The sequence below is a fragment of the Streptomyces sp. Y2F8-2 genome, from assembly GCF_014905555.1.
Lineage (GTDB): Bacteria > Actinomycetota > Actinomycetes > Streptomycetales > Streptomycetaceae > Streptomyces > Streptomyces cynarae.
In genome coordinates, this window is sequence record NZ_BNGS01000004.1 from 303,965 (window position 1) to 326,084 (window position 22,120).

Consider the following 22,120-nt stretch of genomic DNA (forward strand, 5'->3'; position numbering starts at 1 on the left):
CGCGCTCAGGAGGTCGGCAGCCAGACGCGCATGCTGCCGTCCTGGCGGTTGGCCCAGGCGTAGTAGGGGATCGCGGTCAGCTCCAGGGGCTCACCGGCCGAGGGGTCCCCGGCGCCCTCCGCGGCCCGGTACGGCCACCAGCCGGCGTCGGGGATGTGCCGGCGGTACCCGGCGGCCACGACGGTGGTGACTCCGCCGAGCAGGTCCGGGCGGTGCTTCACGGCGAGCGGGCGGGTGGTGTCGAGGACGACGTCGTCCAGGCCGCCGCCGGCGTGGTCGACCTGCTCCAGGCAGTACACGAGCGGCCCGCGTTCGATCGCCACACAGCCGCGTACGGCGTCCACGCGCGGGTCGCCCGCGGTGAGACGGGGTTCGAGGGCGAGTTCGAGGACCACCTCGTCGCCGGGCGCCCAGGTGCGCTCCAGCAGCAGCCAGCCGTCGCTCACGGGTGCGTCGGTCTGGTCGTACGCCGTGTCCCCGACCCTGACCCGGTATTCGCGGCACCACTGCGGGATGCGCAGGGACAGCGTCCAGGGCCGCTCCTCGGGGGTCTCCTCGACGGTCAGGGTGATGGTGCCGTGCCAGGGGTAGCCGCTCTCGGCGTTCACGGCGACCGGGGTGCCGTCGATGTCGCCCGCGTAGCGCCCGGCGACGTACTGGTGGATCTGCAGGCCGTCCGCGTCCGTCGAGGTGAGGTAGTGCTCCAGGGAGGCCAGCAGCCGCATGACGTTCGGCGGGCAGCAGGCGCAGCGGAACCAGCGGGTGCGGCGGGCCGACTGGTCGCCGCCGGTGTCGGTGTGGCCGTCGCGGACCTGCAGCGGGTTGACGTACAGCCAGCGCTCGCCGTCCAGGGAGACGCCGGCCAGGAAACCGTTGTACAGGGTGCGCTCGATCAGGTCGGAGTAGCGGGCCTCGCCGGTGAGCAGGGCCATGCGCCAGCTCCACTGGACGGAGGCGATGGCGGCGCAGGTCTCGCAGTAGGCGCGCTCGTTGGGCAGCTCGTACGGGTCGCCGAAGTCCTCCTTGTCGTGGTGGGCGCCGAGGCCGCCGGTCACATGGGTCTTGGTGGCGGTCATCGCCTGCCACACCCGCTCGGCGGCGGCGCGCAGTTCGGCGTCCCCGGTCTCGGTCGCCAGGTCGGCCGCGGCGGCGAGCAGGTAGAGCTGGCGTACGGCGTGCCCCTCGACGTCGGTGGCCTCGCGCAGCGGCACGCGGTCCTGGCAGTACGCCTCGCCGCCGAGCAGGCCGTGGCCGTGGCGGTCGACGAAGTAGGCGGCGAGGTCCAGGTAGCGGCGTTCGCCGGTCTCCCGGTAGAGCTCCACCAGGGCGGTCTCCACCTCGGGGTGGCCGTCGATGCCGTCGATGGGCTTGCCGCTGCCGGGCGGACCGAAGACCGAGTCGATGTGGTCGGCGAAACGACGGGCCACATCGAGCAGTTCGGTCCCTCCGGTCGCCCGGTGGTGGGCCACCGCGGCCTGGATCAGATGGCCGGCGCAGTACAGCTCGTGGCCCCAGCGCAGGTCCTCGTAGCGCTTGCCGCCCTCGCGGAGCTGGAACCAGGTGTTGAGGTAGCCGTCGGGCTGCTGGGCATCGGCGACCAGTGCGGCGATCCGGCTCACCACGTCGGCGAGTTCATCGTCGTCCTCGTGCGTCGTCCGCTGGGCGAGCTGCCAGGAGGCGGCCTCCAGCCACTTGTAGACGTCGGAGTCCTGGAACGGGTACGTGCCCTGGAACTCGCCCTCGGCGGTGCCCGCCACCACCCGCAGGTTGTGCAGGTTTCCCGCCGACTCCAGCAGGTGGGGGCCCTGCGGGATGGAGGTGCGTGCGTTGACCTCGCGCCGGACGTGCCAGAAGCCCTCGCGGATGCCGACAGCGGCGGGCCGCAGCGCGGTGTGGGCTCCCGGACCTGGGCGGACCGGGCCCGGGGAGGGCGGGGTTGTGCGTGTGCGGGGCATGGTTCTCCGGGGTGCGTCGCGGGACGGGAGCAGCCGGCGCGGTCGCTTCGGCTGCGAGGAGACAAGAGGACGAAGAAGCGAAGCGGTGCCTGTTTGAGCAACCGTTTTTCTGCGGTGAAAGTAGTGGACGGAAGCAGGCGATGGTCAAGAGGAATGACGCGATATTTTTCCGTTTGCTCACGGGCTGGCGCGGAGGCCCGCGCTGCTGTCAGGATGATGTGCACCATTACCCCCGAGGAAAAGGTTTGCCCGTGACCTCTGCTGCAGGCATCCCCTCCGCCGGCCGGGCCAAGCTCGCCGATGTCGCCGCCCTGGCGGGTGTCAGCGTCGGCACGGCGTCGAAGGCGCTGAACGGCGGCGGCAGGATGCGTCCGGAGACCAGGCAGCGCGTGCTGGACGCGGTGGAAGCACTGGGGTTCCGGCCCAACCAGCACGCCCAGAGCCTGCACACCGGCCGCAGTTGGACGGTCGGACTGATGACGACGGACGGCATCGGCCGGTTCAGCACCCCGGTGCTGCTCGGCGCGGAGGACGCCCTCGGGGCCGGAAAGATCTCCGTGCTGCTGTGCGACACGCGCGGCGACGCCATCCGGGAGCAGCACCATCTGCGCAACCTGATGGACCGCCGGGTCGACGGCATCATCGTCACCGGCCGCCGCACGGACCCCCGCCCCCCGCTGACCGGTATCGAGTCGGTCCCCATCGTCTACGCGCTCTCGCCGTCGACCGACCCGGCCGACACCTCGGTGGTCTCCGACGACCGGGGCGGGGCACACCTCGCCGTCGACCATCTCCTGGCCACCGGGCGTACCCGGATCGCGCACGTCACCGGCCCGGAACACCACGCGGCGGCCCGCGACCGGGCCCGCCACACCATCGAGCACCTGGAGCGCTTCTCGCTGGAACTGGCGACCGGGCGGGTCCACTTCGGCGAGTGGAGCGAGGCATGGGGCCGCCGCGCCGCCGACGCCGTCCTGCGCACGGCACCGGACACCGACGCCTTCTTCTGCGGCAACGACCAGATCGCCCGGGGCGTCACCGACACGCTGCGCGAACGCGGGGTGAGCGTGCCCGGTGGCATCGCGGTCGTGGGCTACGACAACTGGGACACCATGGCCCTGGCCAGCCGCCCGCCCCTGACCACCATCGACATGAACCTCGCCGAGATCGGCAGGATCGCCGCCCTGCGCCTGCTGGAGGCCATCGACGCGGAACCGGCACCGGGTCTGCACACCGTGCCGTGCCGGCTGGTGGTGCGCGAGTCCAGCTGAGAGTCACTGGCTGCCCGGCAGTGACCGCTGACCTGCGCTGACGAGCCATGAACGCCTACCCCTGGGGCCCCTGCGGCACACTGAACCAAATTCGCCTCTTTTGCGATACTTAGGCCAATTGAGCCGATTAGGCCATTTGTCCATAAGGTGATGATTCGGTGACACATAGAGAGCAGGCCGAGGGACTGCCGTTCCATGAGCCCGCTGTGTCCGGTGTCCGCGCCGTGGCTCAGGGAGCGGCCCTGATGACTGCCGCGTTCGGCGTGGTCGGCCTGTCCGGCTGGGTCTTCGGCATCGGCGTGCTGAAGAGCGTGCTGCCCGGCGTCGCCGCGTCCATGAAGCCGAACACCGCCGTGGCCCTGCTGGCGCTGGGCCTCTCCGTGTCCATGGTGGCTCGCCGACCCCTGACGCCGCGGAAGATCAACGCGGCCCGTTCCGCCGCGGTCCTGGCGGCCGTGATCGGCGGGCTCACCCTTCTCGAGTACCTGACCAAGGTGAACGCAGGCGTCGATCAGCTCCTCTTCAGGGATGACACCGCGCGAGTGGCGACCGGGGCACCTGGACGGATGGCACCGAACACGGCCGTGGCACTGACGCTCGGGAGCGTGGCGTCACTGTGCGCGAGCACCTTCCGACTGCCCGCCTGGACGAGTCAGATCCCGGCCCTGGCCGTTCTCACCCTGGGCATGCTGCGGCTCTACGGCTTCGCCTACGCCGTGCCTCAGCTGGAGCGGTTCGGTGGTTACACCGGCATGGCCCTGCACACCGCGCTGGCCCTGGTGCTGCTCGGCATCGCCGCCTTCCTGGCCCGGCCGGACGAAGGCCCCGCGGGACTGCTGATGAACGCGGGCACCACGGGCGCCCTGGGCCGCCGGCTGTTCGCCACCATCCTGGTCGCGCCGCCGCTGCTGGGCTGGGGCGTCCTGGCCGGTGAGGACGCAGGTCTGTACGGGAGGCGTCTGGGCACCGCGCTGCTGGTGTGCGGCCATGTGATCGTGTTCGCCGTGGTCGTCTTCGCCGCCCTGGCCGTCGGCCGGCGCATCGAGGTGGCGCACGCGCGTGCCGAATATCAGGTGCGGCAGAACGAACTGCTCCAGGCGTTCATGGACCACACGCCCGCGGTGATGTTCATCAAGGACCTGGACGGTCGCCTGCTGGCGCTCAACACGAAGTTCGAGGAGAGCATGGGACTGTCCCGCGAACGGATACTGGGCCGGCGGGACCAGGAGGTCCTGCCGCCGGACGTAGCCCGTCACGCACGGGCTGCCGACCTCGACATGCTGGCACGGGGCACCCCCGTGCAGCGGCAGGAGCATTTCGACCTGCCGGTAGGGCCACGGGACTTCCTCGCCACCGTGTTCCCGCTCAACGATCCGCACGGCGCGCCCTATGCCGTGGCCGGTGTGCTCACCGACATCACCGAACGGGTCGCGGCCCAGCGCGAGGTGGAGCGGGCCAACCGGCGCTTCCTCGCGCTGCTCGAATCCGCACCCGACGCCACCCTGATCACGGACGGCGACGGTGTCATCGTCATGGCCAACGCACAGGTGGAGCCACTGTTCGGCCGTGCGCCGGCCGGCGTCGTCGGCACCAAGGTCGAGGACCTGGTGCCCGGCCCGCAGCGCCCAGTGCACAGCGCGCTCCTGCGCCGGTATCTGCAGCTGCCCGACCCGAAGCCGACGGTACTGGACACAGGCCTGTACGGGCTGCACAGCGACGGCAGTGAGTTCCCCGTGGAAGTCAGCATCAGCACCTTCCAGGCCGAACAGGAAACCCTGGTCTTCCTCACCGTTCGGGACATCACCGAACGCAAGCAGGCCGAGGCCGAACGCGCCGCGCGCTACGAGCAGCAACGACGCATCGCCTACACGTTGCAGCACAGCCTCATGGGCGAGCCGCCCCGCCTGCCGCACCTGCCCAGCGCGCACCGGTACCTGGCGTCCGTCCAGGACCCCGGGGTCGGCGGCGACTGGTTCGACATCATTCCCCTGGACCAGAAGCGCACCGGCGTCGTCATCGGCGACGTGATGGGCCGGGGCCTGGACGCGGCGGCCGTCATGGGCCAGCTGCGTGCCGCCGCCCATGCCCTGGCCCGCACGGGTATACCGCCGTGGCGGCTCATGACCGGGCTGGACGCGTTCGTCGACGACCTGGCGGACCAGCTCGTCACGTGCTGCTACCTCGTGATCGACCAGGGCGCCCGAGAGGTCACCCTCTGCTCGGCCGGGCACCTGCCGGTCATCGCAGTGAACCCCGAAGGCTCCACCCGCCTGCTGCGGGCACCGGTCAGCGTGCCGCTGGGCGTCAACGATTCGTGTGGCAGCGGGCTGTCGTTCCAGGAGACGACCCATCGGCTGCCGCCGGGCAGCACACTCGCCCTTTACACCGACGGACTGGTCGAGAGGCCCGGCACCGACATCGACGCCCAGATCGATGTCCTCGCCCACACCCTCGGCACGGCGCTGAAGGGCGCTCCGGCCGACCCGGAGATCCTCGATGAGGCCGCGGCCCGGCTGGTCGCGACCCTCATTCCGGACACGGCCGCCCATGACGACGACGTGACGCTGCTCCTGATCGGCGTGCCCGAGCCGGACGGGACCAGCGTAGGTCGGATCACAGGGGAAGGTCGGGACCGCCCCTCCTGAAAGGGTGCCGGCCGCCTCCGAACCGCTGCTGCAACGACCTGGGTCGCCATCCGGATTGCGAAGCATTGGTGCGGGGCTAGCGTGGCAGGGAGCGAGAACCCGCGAGGGAGATGCGCTGTGGCCACGTTGATCTCCGTGAACGTCGGAATGCCCAAGGACGTCCCATGGCAGGGATCCACTGTCCACACCGGCGTGTGGAAGGAATCCGTCACCGGACCCAGAATGGTCCGGCGCCTCAACGTCGACGGTGACGGACAGGGCGACCTGAACGGGCACGGTGGCGAACAGCGTGCCGTACTGGTCTACCAACTCGACTCCTACCGGTACTGGCAGGATCGACTGAAGAGGGACGACTTCACCTACGGGCAGTTCGGCGAGAACTTCACCGTCGAAGGAATGTCGGACCAGGAAGTCTGTATCGGCGACCGGTACCGCATCGGCGGCGCGATCTTCGAGGTCACGCAGCCCCGGGTGACGTGCTACCGCGTGGGGCTGCGCATGGCGGAGCCGCGCATGGCCGCGCTGCTCGTGTCCCATCACCGCCCGGGCTTCTACATGCGCGTCCTCACCGAGGGGCAGGTCGAGGCCGGCGACGAGATCGTGAAGGTCGCCGACGGTCCCGAGAAGATGACCGTCGCAGAGATGGACGCACTCCTTTACCTGCCGGGCCACTCGCGCGCGCAGCTCGAGCGCGGACTGCGCATCCCCGCGCTGAGCCCGGGGTGGAAGACCTCACTGCACGACTTGCTCGAGAGCGTGGACGGCCCGACCACGGGCAATCGAGGCCTGACCGGTGCCGCGACGAGTCCGCCACCCGCCTGGCCGGGGTTCCGTCCCCTGAAGGTGGCCCGCATGGAGCCGGAGAGCAGCAGCATCTTCTCCCTGGTCCTCGCTTCGCCGGAGGGCGATCCCCTGCCGCCGGCCCGGCCCGGGCAGTTCATCACGCTGCGGCTCCAGCCGACGCCCGAGAGCCCGCCTCTCATCCGTACCTACTCACTCTCCGGCCGGCCGGGCGCGCCCGAGTACCGGATCAGCGTCAAGCAGGAACCGCACGGGGCCGCCAGCGGGCACCTGCGCCACCACGTCAGGGCAGGAGATGTCCTCGACGTCGGTGCACCACGAGGCACCTTCATTCTTGCCGAAGGCGACAACCCGGTCCTGCTGGTCTCCGCCGGCGTGGGAGCCACTCCGGTCCTCGCCATGCTGCACGCCCTTGCCGAAGCCTTCTCCCGGCGCCCGGTGTGGTGGCTGCACGGAGCGCGGGACGGTGCCAGCCAGCCCTTCGCGCGGGAAGTCCGCGCGCTGCTGGAACGCCTGCCCGACGCTCACTTCCACGTTTCGTACAGCCGCCCCCGCGCCGATGACCGACTCGGTTTGGACTACACGGCCGCGGGCCGGCTCTCGGCGGAGCGCATAGGCGGACTCGGCCTCCCCGCTGACGCCGACGCCTACCTGTGCGGACCTGCAGCCTTCATGGACGATCTGTCCCAGGCGCTGGGAGGGCTGGGCATCGCGCCGGACCGCATCCACACCGAGGTCTTCGGCACTCTGTCCGCCGTCCGGCCGGGAGTGGTCGCAGGGGCCGCTCGCGCCCCTCACCTGCCCGCTCACCCGCCCGGCGCGGGCACAGGGCCGACGGTCTCGTTCGCGCGCAGCGGCATCACGGTGCCCTGGGACCCTGGCTACGGCACCCTCCTCGAGTTGGCGGAGGTGTGCGATGTGCCCACCCGGTGGTCGTGCCGCACCGGCGTCTGTCACACCTGCGAGACTGCCGTGCTGTCCGGGCGCGTCGACTACGCGCCTGAACCGATCGACGCCCCCGCTGAAGGCAACGCGCTCATCTGCTGCTCTCGGCCTCCGGTGGACCTGGTCCTGGACCTGTGACCGGCAAGGGCCCGGGTCCTCAACCGGCGTAGGCCTCGAACACCTTGAGGGTGTCCTCGTAGAGGTACATCTTGACGATCTTGTCGCCTGCCACCTGGAGGTGCATGGCGATGGGCATCTCATAGGTTCGGCCCGTGTTCTTGGCGACACGAGTGAAGCGTCCCAGCATGACCGCGTGATCGCCGTCGACCAAGAGGTACCGGGTGGTCCATATCGCCGATCTGTATGACATGAGGCGCCGCGTTCCAAGGAGACGCCCGGCGCAGATCGCCTCCGGGGATCAAGTCGCACGTCCTGCGGCCACTCGTCCTACCGCCGCCACGGCGCGGACGGCGCCACCCCGTCGCCCCGTCAGTCGGGCAACCTGCCGCCGTCGCGCCAGGGTTCGTGTGCCGGTACGGCGGCCCGCATCGACCTCAGCGCCAGCAGCAGGACGCCGATGTCGTCCAGGTACACGGGATCCGGCAGCAGGTCGGCGGGGAGTACCAGGTACAGGACCGCGCCCCAGAACAGCCAGCGCGGGCCGGTGGGCAGTCCGGCACGGCGCAGGTCGCGGCGCGTGCGGACCAGCCGTCGCAGCAGGGCGAGGGCCACGCCGAGCAGGGCCGCCGCGAGTACGGCGGCGACGGCGAGCGCGGCCCAGGTCGTGGAGTCCATGCGCAGCTCCGGGCATCCGTAGGAGTCGTCCTCTCCTACGGATGCCCGCTTCGCGGTGGACTGTGCGCGTGCCGGGCCGAACGCCCCGGACGGCGGCGGGGACAGGCCGTCGTGACGGTGCGTCAGTGTCCGGGGCGAGCCAGGTTGCTCTCCATCAGGGCCTGGCTGACGGCGCGTACGCTGCGCGCGATGTGCTGCAACTGCATGACCTCGGCGGCGTACATCCTGATCGTGTGCTCGATGACCGACTCCGGCAGACCGAGAGCCGGCAGCTCCGCGCGGGCCGTCTGCAGCGCGGTGCGGGCCACCCGCACCTCGTTCTGCACCTGGATCTGGGCGTGCCGGGCGAGCAGGACCGGGTGGCGGATCAGGGCCGGGTAGCTGGCGTAGCGCGCGGGCACGAGCTCCCGCAGCCACTTGGCCGCCGACCGCTCCCAGTCGTAGCTGCCGGGGGTTTTGACCTGGCACGGCCAGTCCGAGCTGATCGGCGAGTACGTCGTCAAGGCCATGATGCTTCGCTTCCGGGTCACGTCGGCTCAGGGTGCTGCGGCGACTTCGGGGGCGGCTCCGGCCTAGGGGAGGACCGGAGCCGCCACCAGGGATGCCCGCGCAGCGGGGCCCGGCCGGACACCCGGAGCCCGTGGGTAGGAGCGGACGACTCCGGTTGTCCGTACGGCGCGTCCCGGCTGTCCCGGTCCGCGATCCGCGAGAAGTATTTATATATACCTGCGGATACGCAAGGACATGAAAAAATTCATGTTCTCTTTGGGGCAAGAGATCCTGTTTGAGCGGATCCTTGGTCCGGCGCCCTTGGTCCGGCGCCCGGGCCGGTCAGTCCTTGAGGAAGAACTGGTGCTGGTCGGCGATCTGCTCGTACTCCTCCAGGCGGGCCTGCGTCCGCTCCGGATCGGCGTCGGTCATCGCCTGCAGCAGCGCCGCGGCCATCAGACCGGGGGCGGCATAGGAGTCGAACACCAGGCGGGAGCCCGTGCCGGTGGCGAACACGACGTCGGCCTCGTCCGCGAGCGGACCCAGTCCCAGATCCGTGATCAGAGCGACCTTGAGCCCCGCGCTGCGCGCCACCCGGACCGCGGTCAGGCTCTCCTGGGCGTGCCGGGGCATCCCGAAGGCCAGCACCCAGGTGCCGCCGGCCTCCCGCGACTGCAACATCGCGTCGTAGGCGACGGTCCCGCCGCGCGTCACCAGCCGTACGTCGGGGTGGATGCGCCGGGCCCCGTAGGCGAAGTACTCGGCGAGGGAGGCTGAGATCCTCAGGCCCATCACGGTCAGGGGAGTCGACTCGGACAGCGCCCGCCCGATCCGGATCACCTGGTCCGGGTCGGCGAAGTCCCGGCGCAGGTTCTCCAGGTTCTCGATCTCGGCGTCCACGGCCGCCTGCAACTCGTTGGCGCGCTGCTCCGCCGGAGTGCTTGGGCTGCCCAGGGTGCCCAGGGCGATGGACTGCAACTTCTCCCGCAGCGCCGGGTAGCCGCTGAAGCCGACGGCCCCGGCGAAACGGGTCACCGAAGGCTGGCTCACACCCACCCGCTCGGCCAGATCCGTGATCGACAGGAACGCGGCCTCGGTGATGTGCTCGATCAGGTACTGGGCGATCCGGCGGTGCCCCGGGGACAGCCGCGGACCGTCGAACAACTCTCTGAGCTGGGACGTCGGGCTGGCACCCGCTTCCGGGGCCGTCTTGCCCGCAGTGATCGCAGATGACTGCGCGCGTGCCTGCTGCGGCGATGGCACCGGACCTCCTCCGTCGTGTCCCGAGGCCTTCAACATAGCTCACGGACGGCGCTGACCAGGGGGCTTACCGCCCATATCGCGGACTGCTCCCCGACAGGCGGGCCGGGGACACGCGCCGTACCGTCGTGCATGGGCCCCATGGGGCGGGGTACCCGCGTCGGCCGTCCGGTCGGCCCATCGGTCTGCCATCGCGAAGAGAGGAGCGGCCGTGAACGCGTCCGAAACGCACGCACCACAGGTCGAAGTAGTGGTCAGCGACTGCTCGGCGACGGACGCCGGGAACCTGTTCGCCGAACTGTGCCGGCAGTTCGGCTCGGACCGCGCCGCCGAGGAGGCGCCCCACGAGGCGCACACCTCCCGGCCCACGATGTGGACCGGGACGTTCGACACATCGGCCACGCGCGGGACGGCCGAGCGCCCGTCGCCGCCACCGCCGCTGTCCGGTCCGGTCAAGGCCGAGCTGCAGGGCGAGCCCAGGGCGGTGGAGCGACTGCGCCGTGCCCTGGACGAGCTGTACGCCGTCCACCAGCTCGGCGTCGTCGCCGGGGATCAGGAGATCGACGTCGAGCTGCGGCTGGAGAGCCGGACGCGGCCCTGAGCGTCATATCCGATCGCCACTCAGAGCCGGATGCGTCCCTGAGCGCCACATCCGGGCGGCGTGCCGGCTCCGCCGCAGGGCACCAGTAGGGCGGGCGCGGACGGGACAGGACCGTCCGCGGTTGCCCTCTGTCCGAGGCTGCCCTATTCGAGGCTGCCCTCTGTCCGAGGCCTGCCCACTCCGCAGCCGCCCCCGTGCTCGGCACCGACGGCTCGTTCCAGGTGCCGCCCCGCCGTTCGGCGGGGGATTCCCGCCGAACGGCGCGTGCCGCGGCGGCGGGGCGGCGGGCACCATGAACCGCACTGGCCACAGGGGCGTGGCCACGACGCGAGGAGCAGCCATGACCGCCGAGCCGACGACCTCCACGGCACCCGCAGACGCCGAGCCCGTCTTTCCGCCGCCGCCCTTCGACCCGGAGCTGGCGGCCGCACTCGAACTGATGGGCGAGCAGTTGGCGCCGGGCTTCCCGCCCGAGGCCATCCCCGAGGTGCGCGCCGGCATGATCTTCCCGCCGCCCTCCGACGACGAGCTGCGCCGCGGCGGCGCCTTCGAGGTGGAGGAGCGGACGGTGCCGGGACCGCCCGGCGCGCCCGACATCTCCCTGCTCATCTGCCGGCCCACGGGTGCGACCGGCCCGCTGCCGGCGGTCTACCACGCGCACGGGGGCGGGATGATCCTCGGCACCAACCGGTTCGGCGTGGACGAGGCGCTCGACTGGGCCGAGGAGCTGGGGCTGGTCGTGGTCTCCGTCGAATACCGGCTGGCCCCCGAGCACCCGCACCCGGCCCCGATCGAGGACTGCTACGCGGGCCTGAAGTGGACCGCCGAGAACGCCAAGGAACTCGGCGTCGACCCCGAGCGCATCATCGTCGCCGGCGGCAGCGCGGGCGGCGGCCTCACCGCGGCGCTGGCCCTGCTCGCACGCGACCGCGGTGGCCCCGCCCTGCTGGGCCAGATGCTGATGTGCCCCATGCTGGACGACCGCAACGACTCCGTCTCCGCACACCAGATGGCTGGGCGCGGCGTATGGGACCGCACCGCGAACGCCACCGGCTGGGGCGCGCTCCTCGGCGACGCGCGCGGCGGCCCGGACGTCTCCCCGTACGCCGCCCCGGCCCGCGCCACCGATCTGTCCGGCCTGCCGCCCGCCTTCATCGACGTCGGCTCCGCGGAGACCTTCCGCGACGAGGACGTCAGCTACGCCACCCGTATCTGGCAGGCGGGCGGACGCGCCGAACTCCATGTGTGGCCCGGCGGGTTCCACGGCTTCGACGGCTTCGCCCCGCAGGCGCCGCTCTCGCAGGAGGCCCGAGCGGCCCGGTTGCGCTGGCTGCGGCGGCTGCTGAGCGCCTGACCGGGGCCGGTGCCCCTCCCCGGCGGGGCGAGCGGTCCGCCGCGCCGGGGAGGCGGCGGCGGATCCGGCCCCGGAGCTTGGCAGCCGCCGTGCTCGCCCGCAGGATGGTGGCCGTGAAAGAGCTGGCAGGACGGCTCGCGGCGCTCGATCCCGACGCGGGCGCCGCGCTGCGCGTCATCGCGTACTTCGACCGCCTGACGGAGGAGCGTGCGGGCCTGGAGGCCCTGGTGCGCGGCGCCGCGGTCCTGTCCGGCAGCCCGGCCCGGCTGGTCGACGAACGGCGCGGCGTCCGCGTCCGTGTCGAACCCGGCGGGCGCCGCCACGACACGGCGGACCCGCCCGATCCCGCCTGGCCGTGGGCGCGCCTGGCGCCGGGTTCCGATGTCCCTGCGGACGGCCCGGAGCAAGCCGGGCTGTGGCTGGAGCACCCCGGCCCGGCCGACGGCGTCCACGCCATGATCCTGGAGCGGGCCGTGGCGGCCGTCCGCCTGGTCCTGGACCGCACTCGGGGCCGGGCACCCGCCGACGACCCGGCGCTCCTGGAGACGCTGTTGGACGCCTCCGCGCCGCCCGCCGTACGGCTGAGCGCGGCGGCCCGGCTGGGACTCCACGCCGAACAGCGGGTACGGGCCGTCGCACTGTACGGCGGCGGCGCCCGCGTCGAGCCCGCCGGCACCGTGCGAGGGCCGGCGGGCCGGGAGCCGCGGGCCGGCATAGGTCCCGCCGTTGCGCCCGTACGGCTGCCCGAGTCCTGGGCCGCGGCCCGCACCGCGCTCCGCTTCACCGCCGAGGGCACCGCGCACGACCCCGGCCCGCGCACCGTCCACGCGGACGACCTGGGCGGGCTCGCCCTGCTCGCCGGGGCGGTCGGCCCGGACACCCCGCCGATCCCGGACCTGCTGGCGCTGGAGCGTGCCGTCGCCGAGGCTCCGTGGGCCGCCGTGACCCTGCATGCCGTGGCGTCCGCGCCCAGCCTGCGGTCCGCCGCAGCGGAGCTGACGGTGCACCACTCAACGCTGCAGGAACGCCTGGCCCAGCTGGAGCATGTCCTCGGCTGGGACGTGCACGCCCCGCACGGCCGACTGCGCCTCCAACTCGCCCTGGCGGTACGGAGACTGCGGCGCCCCTTGCCGGAGACCGCCGGCTGACCGCCTAGGCGAACAGCCGGTCCAAAAAGGCGTTGCCGAACACGCGGTGCGGGTCGAGCCGGGAGAGCACCTCGGACGTCTGGGCCCAGGACGGCCCGTCGCCGAACGAGTCGGGCACGGCGCCGTGCAGCACGTCCGGGTCGGACCACGCCGACTGGTCCGTGTACGCCCACCCCTTGGACCACTCCACGCGCACGAGGCCCACCCCACCGTCGTAGGTGCCGAGCAGGAACCGCTCCAGCTCCCGGCAGAACTCCTCCGCGTAGGGCGTGCCCGGCAGGGTGAGCACGTCGAGCCAGACCGCCGTGTCCCACTCGGGGTGATCGGCGCGCGGCCGCAACGCCGACAGCGACGGGGCTCGGGCGCCGGTGAGCCCGATGTCTGCGGGATCGTCGAGGCCCGTCACGCGGATCTCGACCTGGCCGTTGACCGGGAAGCGCCCGCGCGCGGCGTACGCGGTGAGCCGTTCCCGGTAGAAGGAGGTGAACTCGTGGACGACGCGCTGCACCCCGTCGCGTGAGGTGAGGACCGCGTAGCCGTTCGCGGTGACCCGCAGCGTCGTGGGTCTGATGTACAGCAGCGTGTTCTTGGACGGCCCCCACAGGTCCGCGGAGAGCGTGGCGGTCAGGCCGAGCACGGCGGCGTCCAGCTGCGCGTTGCCCAGCTCGGGCGCGAGGTACCAGGCGGCGTCGGACACCATCCGCCCCGCGAGGTCCGCCACGAGTGTGGGCACGTGGTCGGAGAACGGATAGTTGTACGGCGATGTCACCGGCCGTGAGGTGAACGGGCGCCGCGGGGCGACGCTCCACACCTTCAGCCAGGGGAACTCCGTGAAGGCAAACCAGATCGCCTCCGCCCGGCCCGTCTCGTCCAGGAACCGCGCGAACGTCCGTCCGTCGCTGCCGGGCGCCGCGAAGAGCTCGGCGGCCGGGACGTCGGTGCGGCTGACGCAGCGCAGATCGGTGTTGACGCCCACGCGCAGCACCACCTCGGTGACCAGGGCACGGCCGAGATGGGTGAGCAGCGCGGCACCTTCGCTCTCGTCGCGCCGGTACGTCCGCAGGACGTAGGCGTCACTGCTCTCGTCCCACACCACCGCGGTCAGGGACAGTACGAGGTTGCTCAGTGAACCGTAGGTGTGCCCGGGCAGCCGGTGCTCGCCGTGGGCCGGGACCGCGGTGCCGTGGGCGTCGATGGCCAGGGCACCGCCGAGGGTCAGGTCGCCGGGCGCCGGTGCCGCGGTCAGGCCCAGGCCGTGGTCCTCCAGGAATCCGAGCAGGGCCTCGAGGGTGACGCCGGTGCCGGCCCGGACGGCGGCGGGATCGGTGGACTCCAGCGACAGCCCCGTGAGATGGGCGGCGGTGTCCAGGAGCAGTACGGGCGACCCGGCCCCCGTGCCGGCGGGGATCGTCAGGGGCGACCAGCCGTGGGAGCAGCCGCGGGCGCGGACCGTCCAGCCCTGCCGCCGGGCCCAGTTGACCACGTCCACGACCTGTCGCGCGTCCGCCGGCGCACAGGCCCACAGTCCGTCGGCGGTGATCTCCCCGACCCAGTTGCGGTATGCCGTGCGGTACAGGCCGACGTCCGGCGGGAAACCGGGCAGCTCGTCAGCTGCGGCTGTGCCCTGCGTCAGGGCCGGGGAGGCGGCGGCCAGCGAGGCGGCGGTGAGCAGGAAGCCCCGGCGCGTCCAGGAGGCTTCCGCTCCGCCCATGGTGGGAGGGGGACCGGCTGGTGGTTCGGTCATGTCGCCCACCGTAGGCGGCAGTTGACACGTGTCTCCCTCCTGTCACATCAATTCACCCGTATGGGTGATTGAGGTGTATCCGGTGTGGGAGGGGCGTTCTGGGTGCGGCGGGGTGCGGATGACACACTGACCGCATGGAAGAGCGAGAATTCCGCAGGTCGGGGCAGCACGCCTCGGTGATCGGCCTCGGCACCTGGCAGCTGGGCGCCGGCTGGGGCGACGTCGACGACAAGGCCGCCCACGAGGTGCTGGAGGCGGCGGCCGAGTCCGGGGTGACCTTCTTCGACACCGCCGATGTGTACGGCGACGGGCGCAGCGAACAGGCCATCGCCGCCTTCCTGCACGGCAGGCCGGACCTGCACGTGTTGGTGGCGACCAAGATGGGCCGCCGCGTCGACCAGATCCCGGAGAACTACGTCCTCGACAACTTCCGGGTCTGGAACGACCGCTCCCGCCGCAATCTCGGCGTCGACCGCATCGACCTGGTGCAGCTGCACTGCCCGCCGACGCCGGTCTACTCCTGTGACGAGGTGTACGACGCCCTGGACACCCTGGTCGAGGAAGGCCGTGTCGCCGCCTACGGAGTGAGCGTCGAGACGTGCGAGGAGGCGCTGACCGCGATCGCCCGCCCGAACGTGGCGAGCGTGCAGATCATCCTCAACCCGTTCCGCATGAAGCCGCTGCGTGAGGTCCTCCCGGCCGCGCGGGAGGCCGGCGTGGGCATCATCGCCCGGGTGCCGCTCGCCTCCGGCCTGCTGTCCGGCAAGTACACCAAGGACACCGTCTTCGCCGCGAACGACCACCGTTCCTTCAACCGGCACGGTGAGGCCTTCGACCAGGGCGAGACCTTCTCCGGTGTCGACTTCGCCACCGGTGTCGAGGCGGCGGCCGAGTTCGCCGCGCTCGCGCCCGAGGGCTGCACGCCGGCCCAGCTGGCCCTCGCCTGGATCCTCCAGCAGCCAGGCGTGACCACGGTCATCCCCGGCGCGCGCTCCGCGGACCAGGCCCGCGCCAACTCGGCCGTCGCCAAGCTGCCCCCGCTGCCGCGCGAGACGCTCGACGCGATCCGGGACCTGTACGACCGGCGGATCAAGGAGCAGGTCGAGGGCCGCTGGTAGCCGCCCGCCGCGTCGGCTTGTTCCGCCCTCACGCCCTCACGCCCTCACGCCCTCACGCCCTCACGCCGTCAGGGCGGAACGGGTCGCGCGGGATGCGCCGCGCGCGGCGGCCCGGACCCGGTAGACGGTCTTCGACCGGTCGACCACCGGGTCGCCGAGCACGATCCGACCCGCCGCGCGCAACGCGTCGCACTCCTCGGTCGGCAGGGCCACGGGACGGCCGTCGGTCTGCCAATAGCCGTACCGGTGGCGCCCGTTGCCATGCACTGTCAGGAAGACCGCCAGACGCTGGTCCATGATCAGGCGCAGCACTTCGGCAGCACGGGAACTGAGCCGAGGGCGCGTCATGGTCGGTCAGCCTTTCCGGGGCAGGGCGGTGATCTCCCGCCGGGCAGGCGAGATGATCTTTACACCGCATTGTTGCCGAGGGCACTGACAGCGCGCATCCGGCGTACCGGGGACGCCCCTTGACGTCACGGGGTTGCGTCTCGGGTATGTGACGACCTTCACCCTCATGTGTCGGAAAGTGATGAATTCCTTACCGGGGGGAGACGTAAAGATTTGGGAAGTGGCAACCCAAGACCGTGGAGGTTTCCCGTGCGACCGTTCACCCTCAACTACGCCGTGCCCAGGGGGGTTCAGGCCACGGTGACGCCGTACCGCTTCGACGCCTCGCGGCAGTTGAACGTGCTTCCGGACGGTCGCCCCGCCGTCAATGACCGTGCACTGCTGCTGGCCGCCGGCACGACGACGTCGACGGCGGGTTCCCAGACGCACTTCGACGACTGACGGCACGGACCGGATGACGGTTCTCATCCTCACGTCGGAGCAGGACGTGACGGCCGACATGGTGGTGGCCGAGCTGCACGAGCGGGCTGTGCCCGTGATGCGCCTGGACCCCGCCGACCTCCCCGGCAGGGCGGTGCTGTCGGCCGACTACGCCCACGGAGACTTCGACGGCCACCTCTCGGTGGGCGGGCACGTCCTGAGCATGGGCGGCCTGCGCTCGGTGTGGGTACGCCGGCCCGGCGAACCGGCCGCCCACGCCGCGGAGCCCTCGACCTGGCTGACCGCGGAGACCCGCCAGGCCCTGTACGGCATGCTGTACTCGGCGTCCACACGGTGGATGAACCATCCCCGCAACGCCGAGCAGGCCCGCTACAAGCCGTGGCAGCTGCGGATCGCCCACCTCAGCGAGTTCGCCGTGCCGCCGACCGTCGTCACCACGGCGCCGCGTGTGGCTCAGCAGTTCGCCGAGGAGCACCGGGACGTGGTGGTGAAGTGAAGTCGGCGTCGGGGCCGCCGCCGGACGACCCCGAACTGGCCCTGCCGACGACGCTGATCGGCCCGGACGCCGACTTCTCCGCGGTCGCGGCCGGACCGGCCCTGCTCCAGCGCTACATCCCCAAGCGCGCCGACATCCGGCTGACCTGCGTCGGCGCGCGCCTGTTCGGCGCCCGCAAGAGAACGGCGCCCGGACAGGTGGACGGCCGGTACGGCGACACCGAGTACTCCTGGGAGCCCACCGTGGTGCCCGACCGCATCGTGAAGTCGGTCCACGAGTACCTGGCACTGGCCGGCCTCGCGTACGCGGCCTTCGACTTCGCCGAGGACGGTGAGGGCGTGTGGTGGTTCCTGGAGTGCAACCAGGGCGGCCAGTTCGGCTTCATCGAACTTCAGACCGGCCAGCCGATAGCGGAGGCGATCGCCCACTGGCTGGCCCGGCGCGTGCCCGACCGGCGGCCTTCGGAAAGCCGCTGGTAGCCGTGGAACCGAGGGACGGAGCGGATCCGCACCGTTCAGCCGCGCCGCCCCGTTCTCCTGCGGGCCCCCCGAGGCCCGCTCACTGTGCCGGCGGCCGGAACGTTCTCAGGAACACGTCCAGTGCCTGCTCGTCGGTGGTGCTCTGCGCGTCCGCCGCCGGGGTCGTCCAGCGCAGGGAGCAGCCGCGGCCGTCGCCGAGCAGGAAGCCCCGCCCGAAGGTGCGCACCCGGACGCCGTCCACTGTGGACAGCCACACCATGTCGGCGCCCTTGTGGCCCTGATAGGTCACGGCGCGGATGTCGCCCACCCGTGTGTAGTCGGCGTACGTGCTCTTCAGGGAGGGCTCCAGCTTCCGCCACACGGCGACCGGATCCGTACCGAGCCGCACGCTGTAGGTGACTGCCAGCGTGCGAGGGTCCCCGCTCGCGCCGAACGTCACCCGGTAGGTGCCCTCGGCGGCCTTGAGGGTGTCGATGGGCTTCCATCCCCGGGGCAGGTCGATGGAGAAGCCCTCCGGCGCGTCGTAGCGGCGGAAGGTCGTCGCCGGCTCCCTGGTGGTGGGCGACGACGACGGGGGCGCGGACGGTGCCGGTGCACTCGTCATGGGAGGGAGGGTGGTGCCGTCGGGGTCGTGCCCGGACGGCGCGGCCGGCCGCGAGGGCGCGACGGAGCGCGACGGCTCCGTCCCGGTCGCCGACGGCCCGCCCCCTTCCGAGCCGACCGCCGCGACGAGGATCGCGACCGAGGAGGCCACGAGCACGAGCCCCGCTCCCACGACCACCGACCGGCGTACGGCCGGTCTGCTCCATGCCCGCCCCGCCCGGTGGGCCACCAGCCACGCCCCCCTCAGGCGAGGCATCAGTGTCTCCTGCGTGGGCTCGTCGAAGTCGTCGTTCACGATGCGCACCAGGGAGGCACGCACCGCGGGCTCCGGGACCCGCTCCAGGGCGTCGCGGCGCAGCAGCCCAGTGATGGCCGGGGCCAGCGGCCCGGCGCTCAGCGGGGGGCGCAGCGGCAGCCGGTCCACGGCGCGCAGCGTCGCCTCGGCCGGGCCGCGGTCCCGGACCGGCGGACGGCCCTCCACCATCGCGTACAGCAGCGCTCCGAGCGCCCACTGGTCCGCCGCCGGCCCGGCGCTCGAGCCGCGGGCCTGTTCGGGGGAGGCGTACGACGGCGCGGTGACCCGCTGGGTGACGGACGATCCGATCAGTCCGAACCCGGTCACCACGACCTGGCCCCCCTCCTGCACGAACACCTGTCCGGGACTCAGGTCCCCGTGGGTGACGCCCCGCCGGTGGGCGGCCTCCAGGACGTCGAGGATCCCGAGTCCGATGCGGGCGGCACGCACGTGGTTCAGGGGCCCGCGATCGAGGATCTTTCCGAGGGGCGTGCCGTCGATCCGTTCCGCCACGGTCCACAGGACACCGTTGTCGTCCACCACGTCGAGGACGGTGGCGATCCGGCCGGGGCACAGCGACTCCATGGCCTCCGACTCGCGCAGGATCCGGGCGATCGTGCGGCGCGAGGTGACCTCGGGCCGCAGCGGTGCGAGCCGCGACTCGGTGAGGGTGACCGGCCGTGCGAAGTCCACGTCCTCGCCGAGCCAGACGGTGCGCCCCTTCTCCCGGTGGACGACTTCGAGCGTCCGGTACCGTCCGGCGATCAACTCCCGTGTGGAGGCCTGCCCGTGGTCCATCGTCATCCCTCGCAGCGCACCGGACTCTCCCTTTCCCGGATGTACGGCGGACGTGACGGTGGGTGTTCAAAGAAAGGCGATTTTCTACGAGCCGGTTTTCCCCGGCCCGCCATGCACCGCTCACACGTGCGAAAACGAGTCCCCTTGCCTACTGGTCGGTAGTTTACCGTCGGTTACCTTCGGGGTCGCGCCGATGTACGACTCGGCGAACGCGGCCGCCGCCGCGGGGGAGTGGAACAGCCGTCGCAGCCGGGCGATGGCCTTGCCCGCACGGAACGGATCGCCCGACGAGGGCCCGTGCAGCAGCTCCGCGAACCACTCGGAGAACTCCTGGTACTGCCACACGCGCCGAAGGCAGGCCGCCGAGTAGCCGCGCATGCCGCCGGTGTCGCCCGTGCGGTGGTAGGCGATGAGCGCGTCCGCGAGCAGCAGCGCGTCGTGCAGCGCGAGGTTCATGCCCTTCGCGGCGATCGGAGCGACCAGGTGCGCCGCGTCGCCCGCGAGGAACAGCCGCCCGTGCGCCATGGGCTGGACCACATGGTTGTGCATGTCCAGGACGCGCTTCTCGATCAGCCGCCCCTCGGTCAGCGGTGGCGCCCCGGCGACGGACAGCCGTTCGCGCAGCTCGGACCAGACACGCTCGTGCGGCCAGTTCGCCGGGTCGTCGCCGGGCGGCACCTCGAGGTAGTAGCGGGTGACCTGCGGGCTGCGCGCCATGTGGGCGGCGAAACCGCGCGGATGGACCCCGAAGACCACGCAGTCCGACGACGGCGGGGCCTCGGCGAGCAGCGCCAGCCAGCCGACCCCGTGGTCGAGCCGCGCGAGGTGCGCACGCTCCGGCGGCAGAGCGGCCCGGGTGACCCCACGGGCGCCGTCGCAGCCGGCGATCACCTCGCATGCGATGCGCCGGTGCTCACCGGAGTCCGGATCCGTGTACGACACGGACGGCTCGTCGGTGTCGACTCCGTGCACCTCGACGTCCCGCACACCGAACCGTATGTCGCCCCCTTTGACGTCCGCGTACTCGTGTACGAGGTCGGTGACGAGCAATGGCTGCGGGTAGACGAAGTGGTGGTGGCCGGAGATCTCCGTGTACGGGAACCGGAGCCGCTCACCGTCGACGCGGAACTCGCACTCGCTGTGCGTCTGCGCCGTCTCCAGCAGTCGCCCGGCCAGCCCGTGCCGCTCCAGCGCCCGCACGGCCCACTCCTCGAGGAACCCCGCCCGGGGCCGCTGTTCGATGAACTCCCTGCTCGCCTGCTCCAGGACGACACAGTCGACGGAGGCGTCCCGCAGGAGGTTGGCGAGCGTCAGCCCTGCGGGACCGGCGCCGACGATGACGACGGGAACGCGCGGCTCGGGCGGGGAAACGGGGGCGGGGGAGAAGTCGATCACCCGGTCATTATGGCGGTGTACCGTCAACCCCTCCCGCGGCACCCGTTACGCCTGCCCGCCCCCGCGCTTGCGGCCTCAGCGCAGGGCCTCCCGCAGGGCCGGCAGAAGCTCCTTGCTCGACCAGTCGATGTACTCCGGCTGCGACTCGCCACCGATCTGCACCAGCGCGATCTCCGTGAACCCGGCCTCGGCATAGGGCCGTACGGCCTCCACGAAGTCCGCCGGGTCGTCGCCGCACGGAACGGAGGCGGCCACGTCGTCGGGCGTGACGAACTGGGTGGCCGACGCGAACGAATCCGGATGCGGCAGCTCGGAATTGACCTTCCAGCCGCAGCCGAACCAGCGGAACTGCTCGTGCGCCCGCCGGATCGCCGCGTCCCGGTCCCGGTCGTAGCAGACCGGCAGCTGCCCGACTCGCGGCTTGCCCTCGCCGCCGTGCCGGTCGAAAGCGGTCAGCAGCTCCTGTTTCGGCTCCGTGGCGATGACCAGGTCGGCGAGCCGGCCCGCGAGCGCACAGGATCGCTCGCCGGAGACGGCGACACCGATCTGCGGCGGCTCCTCCGGCAGGTCCCACAACCGCGCCGAGTCCACGCTGAAGTGCTTGCCCCGCCGGCTGACGTGGCCTCCGCCGAACAGGTCGCGGATGATGCCGACCGCCTCTTCCAGCATCTCGTGCCGCACCTCGACCGAGGGCCAACCCCGGCCCACCACGTGCTCGTTGAGGTTCTCTCCGGCGCCGAGCCCCAGCCGGAAGCGGCCCTGCGACAGCAGCTGCATCGTCGCCGCCTTCTGGGCCACCACCGCCGGGTGGTAGCGGACGGTCGGACAGGTCACATACGTCATCAGCGGGATGCGCGAGGTGGCCTGGGCGGCGGCGCCCAGCACGCTCCACGCGTACGGCGCGTGGCCCTGCTCCCGCAGCCACGGGAAGTAGTGGTCGGAGGTCACGGAGAAGTCGAACCCGGCCTCCTCGGCCCGCACCACATGGTCGACGAGCTCGCGCGGGCCCGCCTGTTCGGTCATCATCGTGTATCCGATTCGCACCATAAAGCGCGGGTTCCCGGTTGGGCGGGACGAAAACTGGCCAAGGGGGTCCGTGCGACGGCACCGTGGACACCCGCGGGGCGGACGCGGAAGGA

18 protein-coding genes and 1 pseudogene are annotated in these 22,120 nt (G+C 71.9%); 9 read left to right on the forward strand and 10 right to left on the reverse strand.

Going from position 1 to position 22,120, the window contains the following annotated elements; genetic code table 11:
- Window positions 1–5: 5 nt before the first annotated feature.
- Complete coding sequence (locus SY2F82_RS15745) at window positions 6–1,955, reverse strand: glycoside hydrolase family 127 protein (RefSeq protein WP_200419701.1); 1,950 nt, start codon at window positions 1,953–1,955, stop codon at window positions 6–8.
- A 251-nt stretch (window positions 1,956–2,206) separates the two neighbouring features.
- On the opposite strand from SY2F82_RS15745, the gene SY2F82_RS15750 reads away from it, so the two are divergent.
- From SY2F82_RS15750 to SY2F82_RS15760, 3 genes are all read left to right on the forward strand, one after another.
- The gene (locus SY2F82_RS15750) at window positions 2,207–3,226 is read left to right on the forward strand and encodes a LacI family DNA-binding transcriptional regulator (protein WP_200419702.1); all 1,020 of its coding nucleotides are present in this window, start codon (window positions 2,207–2,209) and stop codon (window positions 3,224–3,226) included.
- 245 nt (window positions 3,227–3,471) lie between these two features.
- Window positions 3,472–5,871, forward strand: a complete 2,400-nt coding sequence (locus SY2F82_RS15755; protein ID WP_200419703.1) for a PP2C family protein-serine/threonine phosphatase — start codon at window positions 3,472–3,474, stop codon at window positions 5,869–5,871.
- Window positions 5,872–5,988: 117 nt separating this feature from the next.
- The gene (locus SY2F82_RS15760) at window positions 5,989–7,755 is read left to right on the forward strand and encodes an MOSC domain-containing protein (protein WP_200419704.1); all 1,767 of its coding nucleotides are present in this window, start codon (window positions 5,989–5,991) and stop codon (window positions 7,753–7,755) included.
- Window positions 7,756–7,774: 19 nt separating this feature from the next.
- Here the strand turns inward: SY2F82_RS15760 and SY2F82_RS15765 are convergent, their stop codons facing one another.
- From SY2F82_RS15765 to SY2F82_RS15780, 4 genes are all read right to left on the reverse strand, one after another.
- Window positions 7,775–7,987: a nuclear transport factor 2 family protein gene (locus SY2F82_RS15765; protein ID WP_200419705.1), complete on the reverse strand. Its 213-nt coding sequence runs from the start codon at window positions 7,985–7,987 to the stop codon at window positions 7,775–7,777.
- Window positions 7,988–8,106: 119 nt separating this feature from the next.
- The gene (locus tag SY2F82_RS15770) at window positions 8,107–8,412 is read right to left on the reverse strand and encodes a DUF1232 domain-containing protein (protein WP_200419706.1); all 306 of its coding nucleotides are present in this window, start codon (window positions 8,410–8,412) and stop codon (window positions 8,107–8,109) included.
- A 122-nt stretch (window positions 8,413–8,534) separates the two neighbouring features.
- Window positions 8,535–8,921 (reverse strand): hypothetical protein, encoded by a 387-nt coding sequence (locus tag SY2F82_RS15775; RefSeq protein WP_103843473.1) that lies wholly within the window; start codon window positions 8,919–8,921, stop codon window positions 8,535–8,537.
- A 322-nt stretch (window positions 8,922–9,243) separates the two neighbouring features.
- Window positions 9,244–10,164 carry a MurR/RpiR family transcriptional regulator gene (locus tag SY2F82_RS15780; protein ID WP_236041474.1) on the reverse strand — a complete coding sequence of 307 codons (921 nt, stop codon included), beginning with the start codon at window positions 10,162–10,164 and terminating at the stop codon, window positions 9,244–9,246.
- Between the two features lie 208 nt (window positions 10,165–10,372).
- Between SY2F82_RS15780 and SY2F82_RS15785 the strand changes: the two genes are divergently transcribed.
- From SY2F82_RS15785 to SY2F82_RS15795, 3 genes are all read left to right on the forward strand, one after another.
- On the forward strand, window positions 10,373–10,762 hold the full coding sequence (locus SY2F82_RS15785) for a hypothetical protein (protein WP_200419708.1): 390 nt from the start codon (window positions 10,373–10,375) through the stop codon (window positions 10,760–10,762).
- A gap of 340 nt (window positions 10,763–11,102) precedes the next feature.
- A complete protein-coding gene (locus tag SY2F82_RS15790; RefSeq protein WP_200419709.1) occupies window positions 11,103–12,116 on the forward strand; it encodes an alpha/beta hydrolase in 1,014 nt (337 codons plus the stop codon).
- A gap of 113 nt (window positions 12,117–12,229) precedes the next feature.
- Complete coding sequence (locus tag SY2F82_RS15795; protein WP_200419710.1) at window positions 12,230–13,264, forward strand: helix-turn-helix domain-containing protein; 1,035 nt, start codon at window positions 12,230–12,232, stop codon at window positions 13,262–13,264.
- Window positions 13,265–13,268: 4 nt separating this feature from the next.
- Here SY2F82_RS15795 and SY2F82_RS15800 read toward each other — a convergent pair whose 3' ends face one another.
- Window positions 13,269–15,008: a cholesterol oxidase substrate-binding domain-containing protein gene (locus SY2F82_RS15800; protein ID WP_236041478.1), complete on the reverse strand. Its 1,740-nt coding sequence runs from the start codon at window positions 15,006–15,008 to the stop codon at window positions 13,269–13,271.
- A 134-nt stretch (window positions 15,009–15,142) separates the two neighbouring features.
- Here SY2F82_RS15800 and SY2F82_RS15805 point away from each other — a divergent pair, with 134 nt between their 5' ends.
- Window positions 15,143–16,126 (forward strand): aldo/keto reductase, encoded by a 984-nt coding sequence (locus SY2F82_RS15805; protein WP_200419711.1) that lies wholly within the window; start codon window positions 15,143–15,145, stop codon window positions 16,124–16,126.
- A gap of 60 nt (window positions 16,127–16,186) precedes the next feature.
- On the opposite strand, the gene SY2F82_RS15810 is transcribed toward SY2F82_RS15805, so the two are convergent.
- Window positions 16,187–16,438: a hypothetical protein gene (locus SY2F82_RS15810; protein WP_200419712.1), complete on the reverse strand. Its 252-nt coding sequence runs from the start codon at window positions 16,436–16,438 to the stop codon at window positions 16,187–16,189.
- 285 nt (window positions 16,439–16,723) lie between these two features.
- On the opposite strand from SY2F82_RS15810, the gene tgmA reads away from it, so the two are divergent.
- Complete coding sequence (tgmA, locus tag SY2F82_RS15815) at window positions 16,724–16,915, forward strand: putative ATP-grasp-modified RiPP (RefSeq protein WP_200419713.1); 192 nt, start codon at window positions 16,724–16,726, stop codon at window positions 16,913–16,915.
- A 13-nt stretch (window positions 16,916–16,928) separates the two neighbouring features.
- A pseudogene (gene tgmB / locus SY2F82_RS15820) lies at window positions 16,929–17,890 on the forward strand (ATP-grasp ribosomal peptide maturase).
- Between the two features lie 79 nt (window positions 17,891–17,969).
- Here the strand turns inward: tgmB and SY2F82_RS15825 are convergent.
- From SY2F82_RS15825 to SY2F82_RS15835, 3 genes are all read right to left on the reverse strand, one after another.
- Window positions 17,970–19,592: a serine/threonine-protein kinase gene (locus SY2F82_RS15825; protein WP_200419714.1), complete on the reverse strand. Its 1,623-nt coding sequence runs from the start codon at window positions 19,590–19,592 to the stop codon at window positions 17,970–17,972.
- A gap of 114 nt (window positions 19,593–19,706) precedes the next feature.
- Window positions 19,707–20,981: a 4-hydroxybenzoate 3-monooxygenase gene (locus SY2F82_RS15830; protein WP_236041479.1), complete on the reverse strand. Its 1,275-nt coding sequence runs from the start codon at window positions 20,979–20,981 to the stop codon at window positions 19,707–19,709.
- Window positions 20,982–21,056: 75 nt separating this feature from the next.
- Window positions 21,057–22,028: an LLM class F420-dependent oxidoreductase gene (locus SY2F82_RS15835; RefSeq protein ID WP_200419715.1), complete on the reverse strand. Its 972-nt coding sequence runs from the start codon at window positions 22,026–22,028 to the stop codon at window positions 21,057–21,059.
- Between the last annotated feature and the right edge of the window lie 92 nt (window positions 22,029–22,120).